A 16,035-nucleotide genomic window follows, 5' to 3' on the forward strand; every position below is an offset into this window, starting at 1 on the left:
TGAACGCGGTACCGCAAGACCCACTCAGGAGTTGGTCGGGTAATTAAGGCTTGGCCTCAGGTTCGATGTCCGCGCCCTCGGCGGGTTCCTGGGAATGCATCCGGAGGTCGGTGGGATCCGCCAGTTCGTCCCCTTCGGCCGGTGCTTCGCTGTGGATGCGCTGTGCCGATCCCAATTTATCGTTCATGACCGCTGCTCCTGTGCTCCCGGTTGCTGCTGTGGATCCCCTCTTAAAGATCATTCAGCGCCTGCCCGGACGGGGTGTCAAGGACCTTCCCGAGGCTCTGGCCGCCGGGGGTCTTCTGTGCTGGACTGGGGGACGCATTGTGCTTTAAGTCCATGCTTGACCAACCACAGCACCGTCGGCCAGCCGGTCCCCCCGGCTGTTAGGAAGGATGTTTGTTATGGCAACTCACAAGATCGGCTACTTCGTCGGCAGCCTGGCACGCGGCTCCATCAACCGCACCCTCGCCAAGGCCTTGATCAGCCTGGCCCCGGCCGACCTCGAGTTCACCGAAATCCCCATTAAGGACCTGCCGCTCTACAGCTACGATTACGACGCCGATTTCCCACCGGCCGGCCGGGCCCTGAAGGAAGCGGTGGAGGCCTCTGACGGCATCCTGTTTGTGTCCCCCGAGTACAACCGTTCCATCCCCGGTGCCCTGAAGAACGCCATCGACTGGGGATCCCGACCGTGGGGGACCAACTCGTTCGCACGCAAGCCCACCGGGATCATCGGCGCCTCGCCCGGGAGCATCGGGACCGCAGTGATGCAGTCCTCCATGCGCAGCGTACTGAGCTTCCTTGACGCTCCCCAGCTCAACGCCCCGGAGGCCTACGTCAAGTTCAACCCGGCGGCATTCGGGGAGGAGGGCGAAGTCAAGGATGAAGCCACGGCCAAGTTCCTGCGCCACTACATGGAGGAGTACTGCGCGTTCGTCCAGCGGGTCACGGCGGCCAACGCGCCAGGCCACATCGGCGATCTCGAACCCGACGCCGAGAAGCTGTCGCGCTAGAGGTACGGAGGCCCGCCGCCCCCAAAGTGCGGCGGGCTTCCGTCCTAGTCCAGTGGAAGGGTAACGGTCACGCAGGTGCCGCGGCCGGGGCTGGAGTAGATGTCCACGGAGCCGCCGGCCTCGTGGACGGCCACGGACATCAGCCTGAGGCCGTAGCCGTGGTGCCGGCCGCTCACGGCGAGCTTGCAGTCAAAGCCCGCACCGTCGTCGGACACCACGAGGCGGATACCGTGGTCCACGGCCGCGAGCTGGACCGTGAGCTGGGAAGCATCCGAGTATTTGAACGCGTTGCTTAGCGCTTCGCGGGCCGACTGGTAAAGCAGGGACGCGCAGTCCGCCGGGATCTCGATGCCCCAGTGCGGAGTATCCCAGCGGACTGCTGTCCCTTGCTGACGGAGGGGCACGGTAAGCCGGTCGATGCAGCCGGCAAGCCCCAAGGTGTGGAAGTCGACCGGATGCTGGTCTGTGATCACGCCTCCCACGGCGATGACCTCATCCAGAGCTGATTCGTTCCCCATGACTCTTCCTGCTTCCCCGCAGATGGTGGTCTGATGCTTATAGCGTGGACCGCCAACTGCAGGGGATCCGAAGGGATGCCTCAAGATCGGCTCAAATTTCGTAGAAGATTCGGGCGCCTTTGCGAGCCCTGGCGGCGCCGCCGGCCTTCTCTTGTTTCGGATCGAGGGAAATGCACGACGGCGGCGCGCACCTCAGTGCGCTCTGCGGTCCCTCAGCCTCCTCAGGCTGCGGCCACGGTGCGTTGAGACGGTCTTTATCAAAGCTTGTGCCTTCGTTGTCAGTTCTCTGCCGATGGATTGAGTTGCCGCTGGAATGCTCGAAGGAAATAAGAATTCGAACTTTCCTGTGGGGACAATTTACTAAATGCGCAGTGCGTCACAATTTCATACATTCATTCACGCATCCGCCCGGGATTTTTTGGCTGCAGTTACAGCGGCCACCGGGCCGGTGTTCCTGTGATTACGGTCCTCATCCCGGCGCACAATGAGGCAGCCAGCATCGGTGAAACCCTGAAATCCCTCACATCGCAGAGCCGCCGCCCGGACAGGGTGATTGTGGTGGCAGACAATTGCACCGATGCCACCGAGGAAATTGCCCGTGCACGGGGCGCCGAAGTCCTCCGCACCGAGGGGAATTCCGACAAAAAAGCCGGCGCACTGAACTTCGCCCTCAGTGGACTCCTGCCCGCTGCCGAGGCCGAGGATATGATCCTCATCCAGGACGCCGATTCCCAACTGTCCCATGACTTCATCGAGCGGGCAGTAGCCCACCTGCAGCGCGATTCCCGGCTTGGCGCCGTCGGCGGTGTCTTCCGGGGCGGGCACGGAGGAGGGTTCGTAGGGCACCTGCAGCGCAACGAATACGCACGCTACGCCCGCGACGTGAAACGCCTCAAGGGCAAGTGCCTGGTGGTCACCGGCACCGCGGCCCTGTTCCGGGCCAGGACGCTGCGCGATGTCATCACGGCCAGGCTGGACGGGTCGCTGCCGCCGGGCAATGGCCACGGCGGGGTATATGACACCTCGGTCCTCACCGAGGACAACGAGCTGTCGTTTGCGCTGCTGAGCCTGCGGTACCGCATCAAATCACCGGCGGACTGCACGCTCGTGACCGAGGTAATGCCCACGTGGCGCGAACTGTGGGCGCAGCGGCTCCGGTGGAAGCGGGGCGCGGTGGAGAACTGCGTGCAGTACGGCTGGACCCGGGTCACGCGCCCGTACTGGGGCCGGCAGGTCCTGGCCATGGTGGGTGTCCTGGTGACGCTGGCCTACTTCGGCACGGTGGCGTTTGCACTGGGCACGGGGGCCGGGCTGGTCATTCAGCCCTTCTGGCTGGCCGTGACCGGTGTCTTCGTGATCGAACGTGTGGTCACGGTGCGGCTGCGGGGATGGAAATACATGCTCGCCGCCGCAACCATGTACGAGCTGGTGATCGACCTGTTCTTGCAGGTGGTCCATGCGAAGGCGTACCTGGATTCAGCCTTCAACAGAAAGAAAGCTTGGTAACAGATTATGTATGACAACCCAGCAGCTCCCGCCGCGGCCGGAATTGGTTCCGGAACCCTCGCCATGACCGGTGCGGGTGACGTGTTTTGGCTGGCCCTGGCTGCCTTTGCGCTCCTGGCGTTGGGGCTGGCGGTCAAGCGCATCATTCCGGTCCGGGGCGACAAGTCCTAGGCAGTTCCGTTTCAGTAGCTGACGAAAAAACACAAGTGTGGGGCGTCCGGTAATCCGGACGCCCCACACTTGTACTGGGGAAGAACGGGTCAGGTGACCACGCTCAGGACGTTGGAGCATCCGGCGGAGTCGCACACCTTGTAGGTTGTGGTACTGCCGCCCTTGAACTTGTGGACGTAGCTGCCCGTGTTGGGCACGGACTTCTGGACGCCGTTAATCCACAGCATGACGCTGGTGCCCGTGGTTCCGGTCCACTTCAAGGTGGTGGTGTTCACGCCGTTCGCTTTAGTGGTGGTGGCGGACAGTTTGATGGCCGACAGCGGCGGCGGAGGCGGTGTGGTGGCTGCGGGGACGAACGAGAAGTTCCGGACCACCACTGACTCCGGCTTTACATGGGCGGGATCCCCGCCACCGCCGCCCGTGACCCACAGGTTGAAATGGACCTGCTCCTTGGCCGGCACGGGAACCGTGGTGCCCTGCAGCACGGTGCGCTTGAGGAGGGCGCCGGCGAAGCCCTCGCCCGCGTAGGTTTCGAAGGTCAGCTTGCCTGGCTCCCACACCATGCGGTGCGTGGTCACGGGGCTGGCGGTGACATCAAAGGTCACCGTGTTGTTGCCCTGGCCTGGAGGCTTCGTGGCGTCGAACCAGTATCCGTGGCCTTGGCTGACCGGCCACGATTCGCCATAGGCGGCGCCGCCGCCCCAGGCCGACGCCTCGCAGAGGTCGATCTCGTTGTAGCCCGGCTCTGCGAGAGGATCGTAGGTGAAGAGGCAGCCCCAGACCACTTCCTTTTGCAGGACGCTGAGGTTCTTCTCCACGGTGGTGCTGTAGGTTCCGTAACCGAACCCCTGCCGGGTGGACTGGAATTCAGCGCCCACCGGAGCCTCGCCCGTCGGGTTGGTCAGCTTCAGCGTGACGTACCCGTTTGCGTCGGGGTTGCTGACGTTGGCGGCGTCAAAGGCCTTGTTGTACTGCGGCGCCCCGCCCCAGAACCGCTTTTCCCAGTTGAAGCCCTGCCAGGAAAAACCTCCGGCCGGGCCTGGGTCCGGTGGCGTGGTTTCGGCAGCTTGGGCGGATGGCATGCACGTCAGCATAGCCAAGGCCGACGCTGCCAGTATGGCCAGCGGCCTCAAGTGGCGGGTTGATCGTGAGACAGGTAACCGAAAAGGTGCCATGCAGTGCCCCTTACATCGTGCTCCCCAGCGAGCAGCTTTGCGCCCCCATTGAGCACAGGATGATCATCAGTCACATGAGTCACATAGCGCAATAGCCTAAATGCGATTAATTTGAGCGGACCAAACCCTCAAGAAATACGCAATATTGAGCAATTCTCAAGAAAGACGCAATAATCTAACAATTTGAAATATGCTTCGAAAACGGTGTGTAGGCTCACTCCATAGAACTTCCTCTTCCGAGCCCTGAAAAACCAATCCGCGTGGTTTATGTCTGCGAATAGAACATGAAATAGCTTGGATGGTGGGCTAGCGGGCGCAGGTAGTCAAGACTTATTTGGGGGCATGCATGGTGGAGCGGGGCGTTGCTGTTGTTGTTGAAGACGACGACGACATCAGGACATCTCTGAAGGAGGTTCTCCTGCAGTCCGGTTTTTCCGTTTTTGAAACTTCCTCCGGCCTGGAAGGCGTGGCAGCCGTGCGGGAACATAACCCCGTCATTGTCACCATGGACGTTGGGCTGCCGGATTTTGACGGAATCGAGGCCTCGCGCCGGATCCGGACCTTCAGCGACGCCTACCTCATCATCGTGACCGGGAGGGTGGAAGAAGCGGATGCGCTGATGGGCTTCGAGGCCGGCGCGGACGACTACCTCACCAAGCCGTTCCGTCCGCGGGAACTGCGTGCCAGGATCGCTGCGATGCTTAGGCGTCCGCGGGCCATAATGTCCGCCTCCGGGGAACGGATGCCGGCGTCCCGGCCCCGCGGGGGCCAGCAGGCGGCGGCACCTGCTGTTGCTGCCGCCGTCGTACCTCTGCCCCCGCACGCAGCGTCCGCCGTGCTGTGCGATTTTGAGCATAAGGGCCTGACACTTCACGAGGGATCCCGTTCCGCCGCCATCCACGGCGTACCGCTGGACCTGACCCGCACCCAGTTCGACCTTCTCCTGGTGCTGATGGAGAACGGCCGGGTGGTGCAGACCAAGGCCGACCTGGTCCGCAGGCTGCGGAACGAGCCGTATAACACCGGCTCGTTCGTCACGGCCGGCGAGGAGCGCGCCGTCGAGGTCCACCTGGGAAACCTGCGCAAGCGCCTGGGCGACAGCTCAAGGGCACCGCTGTGGATCGAAACGGTGCGCGGCGTGGGCTACCGGCTGGCGCCGTAGCGGCAGCGGGTGGGGCAATGGCTGCGGGCGGGGCGTTGGCTGCCCGGCAGCACCACTACGCCCTTTCCCAGGAATACTGGATCCACACTTGATACCCTTGGGACCGCTCGAACAGGCAGCGCGGATAGTGGCCGTCCGCTGCCAGCCAAAGCATTTGGCCATCGTCAGTGACTGCGTCCACCCTGCCCGCCCGAACCGTAGTGTTCCAGTGCCTGATCTCCACGATACGGCCCAGGACGGGAACCCAGTCGTGCTGCAGATGAAGTGCCATGTTTTGGTCCCTGCCTAACAGGCTTCGAAGTCCGCCAGGACTTTGAGCTTGCCGGCAGAGGCTGACGTGGGGTCGAAGGTGTAACCAATCCACTCCCGGACCAGCCTCCGGGCCAGTTCCACGCCAACCACGCGCTGGCCCATGGTGAGGACCTGGCAGTTGTTGGATAGCACGGAGCGTTCCACGGAGAAGGGGTCGTGCGCTGTGGCCGCGCGGATGCCCTCCACCTTGTTGGCGGCCAGCGCCACTCCGATCCCGGTGCCGCAGAAAAGGATGGCCCTGTCTGCCCGGCCGTCCCGGATCAGCTCGCCTGCCGCGATGCCCACATAGGGATAGGGCTTGGTGAAGTCCTCAGGGGAGTCGGAGGTGTTGACGCCGATGTCGAGGACTTCGCTGACGCGTGGATCGGCGCGCAGATCCTCCGCGATACGGTCTTTGTAACCAACGCCGGCTTCGTCCGCTCCCACGATGACGCGCAGCCCCATGGGTTGTCCTTCCATTTTCATGCCCTTGCTCCGACCGGTTTCTGGGCGGAGATGGCAGCGGCACTGGCGGCCTGGTCACCTGTGAGGTGCGGACCCATCACGGTGAAGATCATGGCCAGGGAGGTGGCGCCGGGATCGGCGGTGCCCACGCTCTTCTCCGCAAGGGGCCTGGCACGCCCCTTCAGCGGCCGCAGGAAGGCTGTTCCCTCTGCCGCCTCAACTGCCTTCCGGGCCGCAGCGGTCCAGGCGTCCGTCGCTGGAGCGCCTTCCGCTATGAGCGTCCGCAGGGTCTCGGCGAAAGGCAGCAGGGCATCCACCATGGTTTTGTCACCCAGGTCCGCCTTACCAAGGTCCGTGATCCGCGCCGCAAACGCGGTAACCGCCGCCGCCAGCCTGTCGGCGTCAGGTGAACTGTGGTTCCCCAGCGTTTCACCAAAGGCCCGCAGCCCGGCGCCCCACAGGACGCCCGACGTGCCGCCGGCCCTGTCTGCCCACGCATCTCCGGCGGCGACCAGGACCGAGCCGGCGCCTGCCCCCTTGGCAGCGGCGGCCGCACCCGCGTGCGCTGCGGCATCAACGCCGCGCACCATGCCACGTCCGTGGTCACCGTCTCCGGCTACCGCATCCATGGCGCCGAGATCCACCTCCGCTGTGTGCAGCCAGCTGCGGGCGGCTTCGAGCGCGGAGACGCAGCTCACCGCGAAAGCGCGGGAGTCGCCGTCGGACTCGAACAGAACGTCTTCAGCGCCGCCATCGAACGTTTCAGCACTAAATTCGGTGGTAGCCGAAGCTGCGCTGCCGCGGCGGTAGGCAGGAGTTTCCGCGGGGGCCGTCCAGAGCGCTTCGAGCTCATCGTCCAGCCAGGTGACCGTGAGCGAAACGCCGGACATGTCCAGGCTGGTGACCAGTTCGCCGACCTCAGGCATCACCAGCGTGTAGCCGGCTTCGCGCAGCAGCGGGGCCACCGTGAGCCAGAGGACAAACAGCTCCTCATGTTTGGTGGAGCCAAGGCCGTTGAGCAAGACCGCGATCCGGTCACCGGCGTCCGCTGGCGCCTCGGCCAGCACACGTGCAACGAGCTCCTGGCCGAGGACCTTCGCGGATGGCAAATCCGTGTCGAACAGCCCGGGCTCCCCGTGGATGCCCAGTCCGAGGCCCATCTGCCCGTCCTTCAGCGTGAACAGGGGAGCGGCTGCACCCGGGAACGTGCAGCCGCCAAAGGCGCTCCCCATGGTGCGCGTCCTGCCATTGGCCTTGCGCCCCAAACGCACGACGTCGGCCAGACTGGCTCCCGCCTCCGCCGCCGCTCCCATGATCTTGAAGACCGTGAAATCTCCGGCGATGCCGCGACGCTTTTCAGATTCGGTGGACGGTGCGCTGGCGATGTCGTCGGTGACCAGCACGTTCTCAACCTGGATGCCTTCCGCAGCAAGGCGCTCGCTGGCCATGCCGAAGTTCATGACGTCCCCGGCATAGTTGCCGTACGTGAACACCACCCCCGCCCCGGAGTCCGCGGCTTTGGCCACGGAATACGCCTGCTGTGCGGACGGCGAGGTAAAGATGTTACCCACCACGGAGCCGTCGGCGAAGCCGCTTCCGATAAGGCCGGCAAACGCGGGGTAGTGGCCGGAGCCACCTCCGGCAAGCACAGCCACTTTGGGCTGCGCCGGACGACGACGGCGGACAGCGCCGCCGGGTACCTGGCGCACGTACTCCGCATGGAGGTCGCAGAACCCGGCAAGGGCCTCTTCGGCGAATTCTGAGGGGTCGTTGAAAATCCTGGTCATCGTTGACTCTCTGGCTGGTCTGGACTGGCTCGTCGGTCTGGACTGGCGGGCCGGGACGGCGCTTAGTGGATGTGGCTGCCGCCGTTGATGTCGATGGTGGTGCCGGTCAGGTAGGCGGAGTCTTCGGAGGACAGGAAGGTGATGACGGCGGCGATTTCCTCGGTGGTGGCGTTGCGGCCCAGCGGGATGCCGGCGTTGATGGCTGCTTCCTGCTCCTCGGTGCTGCCCACGCGGATGTTGGTGTCCACGGCGCCCGGGGTGATGGCGTTGACCGTGACGCCGGTGGAACCGATTTCGCGGGCCAGTGCCTTGGTGAAGCCGAGGATGGCTGCCTTGGCTGCGGAGTAGGGGACCTTGCCGAACACGCCGCCGCCGCGCTGGGCGGAGACGGAGGACATATTCACGATGCGGCCCCAGCCGTTCTCGATCATGTCCGGCAGGAAGGCCTTGGTGACGAGGTACGTGCCGGTGGCGTTCACGGCCATGACCTTGTTCCAGAGGTCCAGGGTGGTTTCCAGGAACGGCACAGGGGAAGTGATGCCCGCGATGTTGGCGACGGCGCCGACGGCCGGAAGGGTCCCGGCGGTGATTTCGGCTTTCACGGCCTGATAGGCGGTGTTGACGGAGTCTTCGTTGGCGACGTCGATTTCGTAGCCGAAGGCCGGAACGTTGAACTCGTTGCCGATTTCTGCTGCGACCTTTGCGGACTTTTCGCCGTCGAGGTCCAGGACTACCACAGCCCAGCCCTGGGCGGCGTAGCGGCGGGCGGTGGTGATGCCGATGCCGCGCTCGGAGGTGGCTCCGGTGAGGACGGCGGTGCGCTGGATGGTGTTGCTCATGATGCTCCTTGGTTGCTTCTTTGCGGGGGTGTTGTGTCTGGTGATGGAATCGAGTGCTCCGTAAGCGCCGTTTTGGGGGTCCAAAAGGGCGTCTACGGAGCAGTCGACGGTTAGAGAAGGTCAGTGATATAGCTGGCGGCCTTGGCTGTGGCCGCGGGGCGTTCGTCGTGGGTGACGTCCCTTGTTTCCAGTTCGAGGGAGAAATGGCCGGCGTAGCCGCTCGCCGCGAGGGCATTGACGCCGGCTGCGAAGTCGGCGTCCCCGTTACCGATGCTGAGGTTGATGTTTCCGGGCACCGCATCGCGAAGGTGGACGTGGGAGATGAGCCCCTGGTGCCGGCGGATGTATTCCAGGGGGTCTTCCCCGGCAGCCACGATGTGGCTAAAGTCCATGACAATCCCGACGCCGGTACCCGCCAGTCGCTGTGCCAGCAGTTCCGCGCGCTCAAGGTTCCAGCAGAGCCGCAGGAAGTGCAGGGACTCGGTCCACAGTTCGACGCCGAACTCCGCCGCGCGCTGTCCGGCCCAGGCGAGTTGGGCGGCCACCAGGTCCAGGTCCTCGTCCAGGCCGCGGACGGGGTGGTGACTGAGCGCTCCGCATGGCAGGACCAGGGCCTTCGCGCCGGTGTTGGCCGTGAGGGTGAGCAACGCCTCCAGGTGACGTTCACGGGCGTCACGGGCACCGGCGTCGAGCACTGCGTTGAGGTCTCCGATGTCCCCGTTGACGGAGCGGACCAGCAGTCCTGAGGCCGCAACTTCGCCTGTAACGGCCTCGACGGCCGCCATATCCAGCTCATAGGGAACGTGGTTGCAGACGCCCGGGAGCGCACCGAGATCGATCTCGTGGAAGCCCAGGTCGCTGATGGTGCGTAGCGCCGTGGGCAGGTCCTGGTGCCGGAAGCTGATGGACGAACAGCCAATCCTGGGGTTGAACATCGTTGTTGATCCTCTGATGAGCGGTGGTGACATGAATCACTGTAGTGTGGGACAGTGTTAACAGTCAACCTCCAACATTGACTGTTGACATCGGGAATGATGCAGGTCACACTGGGCGTATCATGTGTTAACAGTCGACAGTGCCGGGGCGTTGACGCTCCGCTCGCTCTTCGAAAGGGATCCACTCCATGAGCAATGAAGCTCTGAAAATGCGCGGCCACGTCCACGGGACGAAAGACGCCAAGCGCGTCGCCATCGGCTCCGGTGTTGGTGCCGTCATTGAGACGTACGACTTCATCGGCTTCGGTACCGCCGCGGCCCTGTATTTCGGCACGGCATTCTTCCCCACAGGTGACCCGGTCACCGGAACCCTGGCTGCGTTCGCCACACTGGGCGTTGGCTTCGCGGCCCGCCCGATCGGCGGCATTATCGGCGGGCACTTGGGCGACAAGGTGGGCCGCAAACCGGTTCTGGTGGCCTCATTGATCCTCATGGGCGTGGCCACGTTCCTGATCGGCTTGCTCCCTACCTATGAGCAGGTGGGCCTCCTCGCGCCGGCACTCCTGGTCTTCGTCCGCGTTGTCCAGGGCCTGGCGTTCGGCGCCGAGTGGGGCGGCGCCATCCTGATGAGCTACGAACACGCACCGTGGAAGTCCAAGGGCAAGTACACCGGCATCGTCCAGGCCGGTTTCCCCGTCGGACTGCTCCTGGCGAACCTCGTCTTCCTGGTGAGCGTGAACCTCGGCGGCGAGCTTGCCTGGCGCGTCCCGTTCCTCGCGAGCATCGTGCTGGTCGCAGTTGGCCTGATCATCCGCTCCAAGGTTCCGGAATCCCCGGTTTTCGACGAGGTCAAGGACAGCGGCTCCATCGTCAAGAACCCCATCATGGAAGTCATCAAGACCGACTGGCGCAGCATCGTCCGCGGCATCGGCCTGCGCATCGCCGAGACCGCCGGCTACGCGGTGTCCATCACCTACATGATTTCCTACCTGCACACCCAGCAACTCGCGGACAAGACCCAGACGCTCGTAGCCCTGTGCATCGCTTCCTTCATCGGCATCTTCGCCACCATGGCCTGGGCCCGGCTCACGGACAGGATCGGCCGCCGGCCGCTGTACGTCTGGTCCACCGCCTTCGCAGCGCTGTTCGGCATCCCCATGTTCCTGCTGGTCAATACCGGACTGTTCATCTTCGTCATCGCCACCATCGTGATCTCCTACGCCGTGTGCCAGAACTCCCTCGCCGGTGCCCAGGGCCCATGGTTCCCTGAGCTGTTCCAGGCCAAGACCCGCTCCTCCGGCGCCTCCCTGGCCTACCAGATCTCCGCCATGGTCTCCGGTTTCACCCCCTTCGTCACCACGCTCCTGTTTGTCACTCTGGGCTGGATGGGCCCCGCGCTCCTCTTCAGCTTCTACGCCGCCGTCGGCCTCTGGGCCGCCCTCGTCACCCGCGAAACCTGGGGCAAGCGCGAGCGCCAGCTCGCGGATGAGGCCACCAAAAGCACCCCCCAGTCGGTGAACGTCTAAATGACCACCACTCACGAAAAACCCGTCATCGAAATGCAGGAAACCATGGGAACCACCCCCACAGAACGTGTCGCGGCCACCGCGGCAGCCGCCTACCGGATCCGGCACCACGCGCTGGACATGGGCGAGGTCCAGGGCCAGGGCTACGTGGGCCAGGCCCTCGGTGCAGCCGACATGCTGGCCACCGTCTATGCCGACCAGCTCCGTTTCCGGGCAGCCGAGCCGGAGTGGGAGGGCCGGGACCGGTTCCTGCTCTCCACCGGGCATTACGCCATCGGCCTGTATGCCGCGTTGGCTGAGGCCGGCATCATTCCGGTACAGGAACTGGAGACGTACGGCTCGGACGATTCCCGGCTGCCGATGTCCGGGATGTCCACCTATACCCCGGGCATGGAAATCTCGGGCGGGTCGTTGGGACACGGCCTCACCGTTGCAGTGGGCATGGCCCTGGGCCTGAGGTACCAGGGCTCCGGGGCCAGGATCTACAACTTCCTCTCTGACGGTGAACTGGACGAAGGCTCCACCTGGGAGGCGGCGATGGGCGCCTACCACCACCAGTTGGGAAACCTCACCGCCATGGTGGACATCAACGCCCTGCAGGCGGACGGGAAAACGGACACAGTGCTGCGCACCGAGCCGGTCACCGAAAAGTGGGAATCGTTTGGCTGGTACACCCAGCGGGTGGACGGGAACGACGTCGGCGCGCTGCTCAGAGCGTTCGACAATGCAGCTGCCCAGGCCGCCGCCGTCGGACGTCCTTCCGTGATCCTGTGCGATACCAAGGTGGGCCGCGGCGTCCCGTTGCTCGAGGAGCGGGAAAAGGCGCACTTCATGCGCATCGAAGAACACGAATGGCAGACCTGCCGCGAGCAGTTGACCGCCGGATACGAAGGAAAGGACGCCCGATGAGTACCCTTACAGCTTCGACAGGCACAGCCGCACCCAAGCTGAAAACCTCGGCCATGATCGCGTCCTTCGCGGACGCGGGCCAGAAGACGGCGTCAGCTCCGTTCGGACACGCCTTGGTCAAGGCCGCGCAGGAAAACGACAAGATCGTTGGGCTCACCGCGGACCTGGGCAAGTACACGGACATGCACATCTTCGCCCAGGCCTTCCCGGAGCGGTTCTTCCAGATGGGCATGGCAGAGCAGTTGCTGTTCGGTGCCGCTGCGGGCATGGCAGAGACCGGGCTGGTGCCGTTCGCGTCCACCTATTCGGTGTTCGCCGCCCGCCGGGCGTACGACTTCCTCTGCCTGGACGCCGCCGAGCCCAACCTCAACGTTAATATCGTGGGCGGCCTGCCGGGCCTGACCACCGGGTACGGCCCCAGCCACCAGGCCACCGAGGACATGGCGATTTTCCGCGGCATGCCCAACCTGACCATCGTGGACCCGTGCGATTCGATCGACATCGAGCAGGCCGTGCCTCAGCTCGCCGCCAGCGACGGGCCTACCTACCTGCGGCTCCTCCGCGGAAAAGTGCCCACCGTCCTGGACGAATACGGGTACACGTTTGAACTGGGCAAGGCCAAGGTCCTGCGCCCGGGCAACGATGTCGTCTTCATCTCCTCCGGCCTGATGACCATGCGGGCGCTCCAGGCAGCCAAGGCGCTGGAGGCACACAACGTGGATGTCGCCGTCGTGCATACCCCCACGATCAAGCCGTTCGACGCCGCAACTGTCCTGGCGGAGATCAACACGGACCGCCTCGCTGTCACGCTCGAAAACCACAGCATCATGGGTGGCCTGTTCGAGACCGTGGCATCCGCCGTGGTCACAGCCGGGCTCGGCAAACGCGTGGTGCCTGTGGCGTTGCCGGATGAATTCCTCGACGCCGGCGCCCTTCCCACCCTGCACGAACGCTACGGGCTCTCGGTCCAGAAGATTGTGGCGAAGGTGCTGGCCGAACTGGGCTGACGCAGCTGCCGAAGCGCGGAGCAAGTCCAAGCTGCTCCGCGCTTCTGCCGTAGAATCGACTGTTAACACGCCACTGTAAACAGTCGACCCCTAACACTGAGGATCCTCCGATGACTGAACTAGCAGCATCCCTTCTGGGGCTCGAGAAGAAAAGCCTCCGCGAGCAGGCGCTTGCCGCGCTGCGCACAGCCATCACCAGCGGCGAACTGGAACCCGGCAGGCACCTGGTGGAGACCGAGCTCTCCGAGATGCTGCGGATCAGCCGCGGCACCCTGCGCGAGGCGCTCCGCCAGTTGGAACAGGAAGGACTCCTCTCAGCCGGGCCGCGGGGACGCCTCTCAGTCAGGCACCTGGATGAGAAGGAAATCCGCGACATCTACGCCGTCCGCGCCGCACTGGAATCGCTCGCCGCCCGAACCCTGTGCGAACTTCCCGACCGGCAGACCGTGATCACCGCCCTGCGCGCGGCCATCGACGCGATGAAGGCCGCCGAAAAGGAAAGCCTGCAGAAGCGGGTGGAATCAGACCTCGAATTCCACCGCACCCTCTGCCGGCTGACCGGGAACGAGACGTTGCTGCACACGTGGGAGTCGCTGGAAGGGTCAATCCGGATGTCCATCATGTTCGCCGGCTTGGAAAAGGGCGTCAGGAACATGAGCGTGGACCGCCACCATGACATCGTGGCTGCGATCGAAACCGGCGACGCCTCGCTGGCCCGCAAGACCATCCGTGAGCACATGGACACCGCCGCCAGCAACCTCGTGGCGTAGGTACCGGCCGGCGGTCAGCCCAGTTCGCCGGTCCCGGCCTCTTGAATGTTGTTTCCCAAGGCTGGCAACAGGACGAGTTTCGAGGCCACATCGACGTCGGGGCGGAGGTCGCGGTCCTGGCTGGCGGCCGGCAGCGTGAATCCGGTTTCGAGGGTTCTCCTGAGCCGTGGATTGCTGAACTCGGACGGTTCGCGTCCCTGCATGCGCAGGGCCCGCGCTGAACACACCAGTTCCACGGCCATCATGGTCGTCAGCGCCTGGACGGTGGAGTTCAGCCGGGAGGTCGCCAGGCTGGCGAAGCTGGCGTCCTCCTCGGCGCCCAAGGACAGGACCACCGTCTGCAAGCTTGCGGGCTGGGCGTTGGCGCGCACAAGCCCCGCGGCGGCGGCCGCAACATATTCGAGCATCATGACGCCGGACTGGCCGGCATCGTCGGCCGCAAGGAACCGGTGGAGACCCGTGAACGAGGGGTCGCAGAGCAGGTCTATCCGGCGGAGGTTGGTTGCGCAGGCCGTTCCCAGGGCCAAATGCAGGGCGTCCACCCGCCTGGCAAGGGTTGTCATCTGGAAAAGGCCGTGATGGGCCACCCCGTTGCTCCCGTCCGCGTCGGAGCCGAAGACCAACGGATTCTCGTGGCCAGCAACCACAAGCTGGTCCAGGAGCAATTTAAGGGCGGCAAGCTCCTCCGAGACCGCCCCGAGGACTTGCGGCAACGTGCGCAGGGAGTACGGATCCTGGATCCGGGCGGGCACGCCGGTCCCAGCCACCAGCCCGTGAAGTGTCATCGCCATATCCGCCACGGCAGGCGAATCGGACGCCCGGGCCACCTCGGGGCTGAACGCCTCCGGATTGCCCGACATCGCGGTGAAGGATAAAGCGCTCACAAGCGTGAGGTTCTCCAGCAGGACCGCAAGCTTCTGATGGCCCAACACGGCCTGGGCGACGGTGAGCGCGCTGGAACTGATGAACGGCAGGGCATCCTCCGTGGCCCAGCCGTCGAGGGCGCCGGAGATGAGGCTGCCGCCCATGGTTGGCCGCTCGCCAAGGAGCGTCAGTGCCGTCCCGGCGAGGGCCGGCAGGTCGGCCGTGCCGATTCCGCCGAATTCCCGGACCTCCGGCAAGGCGTCTTGGTTCAACATCCCTACCAGCGCCTCGGCGATGGCCGGATTGATTCCGGAGGCACCTGCCGCCAGTTGGGAGAGCCTGATCACCAGCATCGCCCGCACGGTTTCGCGGTCGAGGCTCCGCCCGGCGTCCACGGCATGGCTGCGGAGGAGATTCAGTCCATGGGTGTCCGCTCCCGTGCCGGTTGCATCCAACGTGACGGAGCGGTTGGCGCCAACGCCAGTGGAGCGTCCGTAGACGGGCCGGGTCCGGGCGGTTGCCCGTGCCGACCTCTGGGATGCGGCCATCCGTTCAGCGGCCGACGGCGTCAGTGTCACCTTCATGCCCCCGGCCGCCACCTTGGCGATGTCTGCCAAAGCCAGTTCGCGGCCGTCGATTTCGATCACAGAATGTCCCCTTCAAAGTCGGGCTGCCCCAACTAGGTAGCAGTAGATGTCGTTTTCGCGGCCCATAACAACACCTGCTGCTACCTAGTTGGGGGTTGGGGCCTGGTTAGTTTGTCTCGTTCATGGGGATGCGGACGCCGCGTTCTTTGGCGACGTCGAGGGCGCGGTCGTAGCCGGCGTCGGCGTGGCGGATGACGCCCATGCCGGGGTCGTTGGTGAGGAGGCGTTCGAGTTTCTGGGCGGCAAGGTCCGTGCCGTCGGCCACTGAGACCTGGCCGGCGTGGATGGAGCGGCCGATGCCGACACCGCCGCCGTGGTGCAGGGACACCCAGGTCGCGCCGGAGGCGGTGTTGAGCAGGGCGTTGAGCATGGGCCAGTCCGCGATCGCGTCGGAGCCGTCAGCCATGGCCTCGGTTTCCCGGTACGGGGAGGCGACGGAGCCCGAGT

Annotated in this window: 17 protein-coding genes and 1 pseudogene; 8 read left to right on the forward strand and 10 right to left on the reverse strand. The window is 64.8% G+C overall.

All coding sequences use genetic code 11. From position 1 onward, the window contains the following. Positions 1 to 43 precede the first annotated feature (43 nt). The gene (locus V9L18_RS20290; protein ID WP_337348954.1) at positions 44 to 187 is read right to left on the reverse strand and encodes a hypothetical protein; all 144 of its coding nucleotides are present in this window, start codon (positions 185 to 187) and stop codon (positions 44 to 46) included. A 217-nt stretch (positions 188 to 404) separates the two neighbouring features. Here V9L18_RS20290 and V9L18_RS20295 point away from each other — a divergent pair, with 217 nt between their 5' ends. Further along, positions 405 to 1,016 carry an NADPH-dependent FMN reductase gene (locus tag V9L18_RS20295; RefSeq protein WP_337348955.1) on the forward strand — a complete coding sequence of 204 codons (612 nt, stop codon included), beginning with the start codon at positions 405 to 407 and terminating at the stop codon, positions 1,014 to 1,016. 44 nt (positions 1,017 to 1,060) lie between these two features. Here V9L18_RS20295 and V9L18_RS20300 read toward each other — a convergent pair whose 3' ends face one another. Beyond that, positions 1,061 to 1,534 carry a sensor histidine kinase gene (locus V9L18_RS20300; RefSeq protein WP_337348956.1) on the reverse strand — a complete coding sequence of 158 codons (474 nt, stop codon included), beginning with the start codon at positions 1,532 to 1,534 and terminating at the stop codon, positions 1,061 to 1,063. Between the two features lie 456 nt (positions 1,535 to 1,990). Between V9L18_RS20300 and V9L18_RS20305 the strand changes: the two genes are divergently transcribed. Further along, a complete protein-coding gene (locus tag V9L18_RS20305; protein ID WP_337348957.1) occupies positions 1,991 to 3,040 on the forward strand; it encodes a glycosyltransferase family 2 protein in 1,050 nt (349 codons plus the stop codon). A 6-nt stretch (positions 3,041 to 3,046) separates the two neighbouring features. Then, complete coding sequence (locus V9L18_RS20310) at positions 3,047 to 3,211, forward strand: hypothetical protein (RefSeq protein WP_337348958.1); 165 nt, start codon at positions 3,047 to 3,049, stop codon at positions 3,209 to 3,211. Between the two features lie 89 nt (positions 3,212 to 3,300). On the opposite strand, the gene V9L18_RS20315 is transcribed toward V9L18_RS20310, so the two are convergent. Further along, complete coding sequence (locus V9L18_RS20315) at positions 3,301 to 4,293, reverse strand: hypothetical protein (protein WP_337348959.1); 993 nt, start codon at positions 4,291 to 4,293, stop codon at positions 3,301 to 3,303. A gap of 439 nt (positions 4,294 to 4,732) precedes the next feature. Between V9L18_RS20315 and V9L18_RS20320 the strand changes: the two genes are divergently transcribed. Beyond that, entirely contained in the window at positions 4,733 to 5,548 is an 816-nt protein-coding gene (locus tag V9L18_RS20320; protein ID WP_337348960.1) for a response regulator transcription factor, read from the forward strand. A gap of 55 nt (positions 5,549 to 5,603) precedes the next feature. Here the strand turns inward: V9L18_RS20320 and V9L18_RS20325 are convergent, their stop codons facing one another. The 5 genes from V9L18_RS20325 to V9L18_RS20345 form a co-directional block, all read right to left on the reverse strand. Further along, the gene (locus V9L18_RS20325; RefSeq protein WP_337348961.1) at positions 5,604 to 5,819 is read right to left on the reverse strand and encodes a hypothetical protein; all 216 of its coding nucleotides are present in this window, start codon (positions 5,817 to 5,819) and stop codon (positions 5,604 to 5,606) included. A gap of 14 nt (positions 5,820 to 5,833) precedes the next feature. Continuing rightward, the gene (locus tag V9L18_RS20330) at positions 5,834 to 6,325 is read right to left on the reverse strand and encodes an RpiB/LacA/LacB family sugar-phosphate isomerase (RefSeq protein ID WP_337348962.1); all 492 of its coding nucleotides are present in this window, start codon (positions 6,323 to 6,325) and stop codon (positions 5,834 to 5,836) included. Further along, a complete protein-coding gene (locus V9L18_RS20335) occupies positions 6,322 to 8,091 on the reverse strand; it encodes a dihydroxyacetone kinase family protein (RefSeq protein WP_337348963.1) in 1,770 nt (589 codons plus the stop codon). The genes V9L18_RS20330 and V9L18_RS20335 overlap by 4 nt, the downstream gene beginning before the upstream one ends. A 62-nt stretch (positions 8,092 to 8,153) precedes the next feature. Further along, on the reverse strand, positions 8,154 to 8,930 hold the full coding sequence (locus V9L18_RS20340) for an SDR family NAD(P)-dependent oxidoreductase (RefSeq protein ID WP_337348964.1): 777 nt from the start codon (positions 8,928 to 8,930) through the stop codon (positions 8,154 to 8,156). A 110-nt stretch (positions 8,931 to 9,040) separates the two neighbouring features. After that, complete coding sequence (locus V9L18_RS20345; protein WP_337348970.1) at positions 9,041 to 9,865, reverse strand: sugar phosphate isomerase/epimerase family protein; 825 nt, start codon at positions 9,863 to 9,865, stop codon at positions 9,041 to 9,043. Positions 9,866 to 10,053: 188 nt separating this feature from the next. Here V9L18_RS20345 and V9L18_RS20350 point away from each other — a divergent pair, with 188 nt between their 5' ends. The 4 genes from V9L18_RS20350 to V9L18_RS20365 all read left to right on the forward strand — a co-directional run bounded on the left by V9L18_RS20350 (position 10,054) and on the right by V9L18_RS20365 (position 14,077). After that, the gene (locus tag V9L18_RS20350) at positions 10,054 to 11,391 is read left to right on the forward strand and encodes an MFS transporter (RefSeq protein WP_337348965.1); all 1,338 of its coding nucleotides are present in this window, start codon (positions 10,054 to 10,056) and stop codon (positions 11,389 to 11,391) included. Positions 11,392 to 11,424: 33 nt separating this feature from the next. Further along, positions 11,425 to 12,300 (forward strand): transketolase, encoded by an 876-nt coding sequence (locus V9L18_RS20355; protein WP_337348971.1) that lies wholly within the window; start codon positions 11,425 to 11,427, stop codon positions 12,298 to 12,300. Beyond that, positions 12,297 to 13,307, forward strand: coding sequence for a transketolase family protein (locus V9L18_RS20360; protein WP_337348966.1), 1,011 nt, complete (start codon positions 12,297 to 12,299; stop codon positions 13,305 to 13,307). Before V9L18_RS20355 ends, V9L18_RS20360 begins: the two co-directional genes overlap by 4 nt. A 110-nt stretch (positions 13,308 to 13,417) precedes the next feature. Then, positions 13,418 to 14,077, forward strand: coding sequence for a GntR family transcriptional regulator (locus V9L18_RS20365; RefSeq protein WP_337348967.1), 660 nt, complete (start codon positions 13,418 to 13,420; stop codon positions 14,075 to 14,077). A gap of 14 nt (positions 14,078 to 14,091) precedes the next feature. Here the strand turns inward: V9L18_RS20365 and V9L18_RS20370 are convergent, their stop codons facing one another. Further along, on the reverse strand, positions 14,092 to 15,588 hold the full coding sequence (locus V9L18_RS20370) for an aromatic amino acid lyase (protein WP_337348968.1): 1,497 nt from the start codon (positions 15,586 to 15,588) through the stop codon (positions 14,092 to 14,094). Between the two features lie 106 nt (positions 15,589 to 15,694). Beyond that, positions 15,695 to 16,035, reverse strand: a pseudogene (locus tag V9L18_RS20375) (urocanate hydratase); the annotation flags it as partial.

This window comes from Pseudarthrobacter sp. CCNWLW217, from assembly GCF_037203985.1.
Classification (GTDB): Bacteria; Actinomycetota; Actinomycetes; order Actinomycetales; family Micrococcaceae; genus Arthrobacter.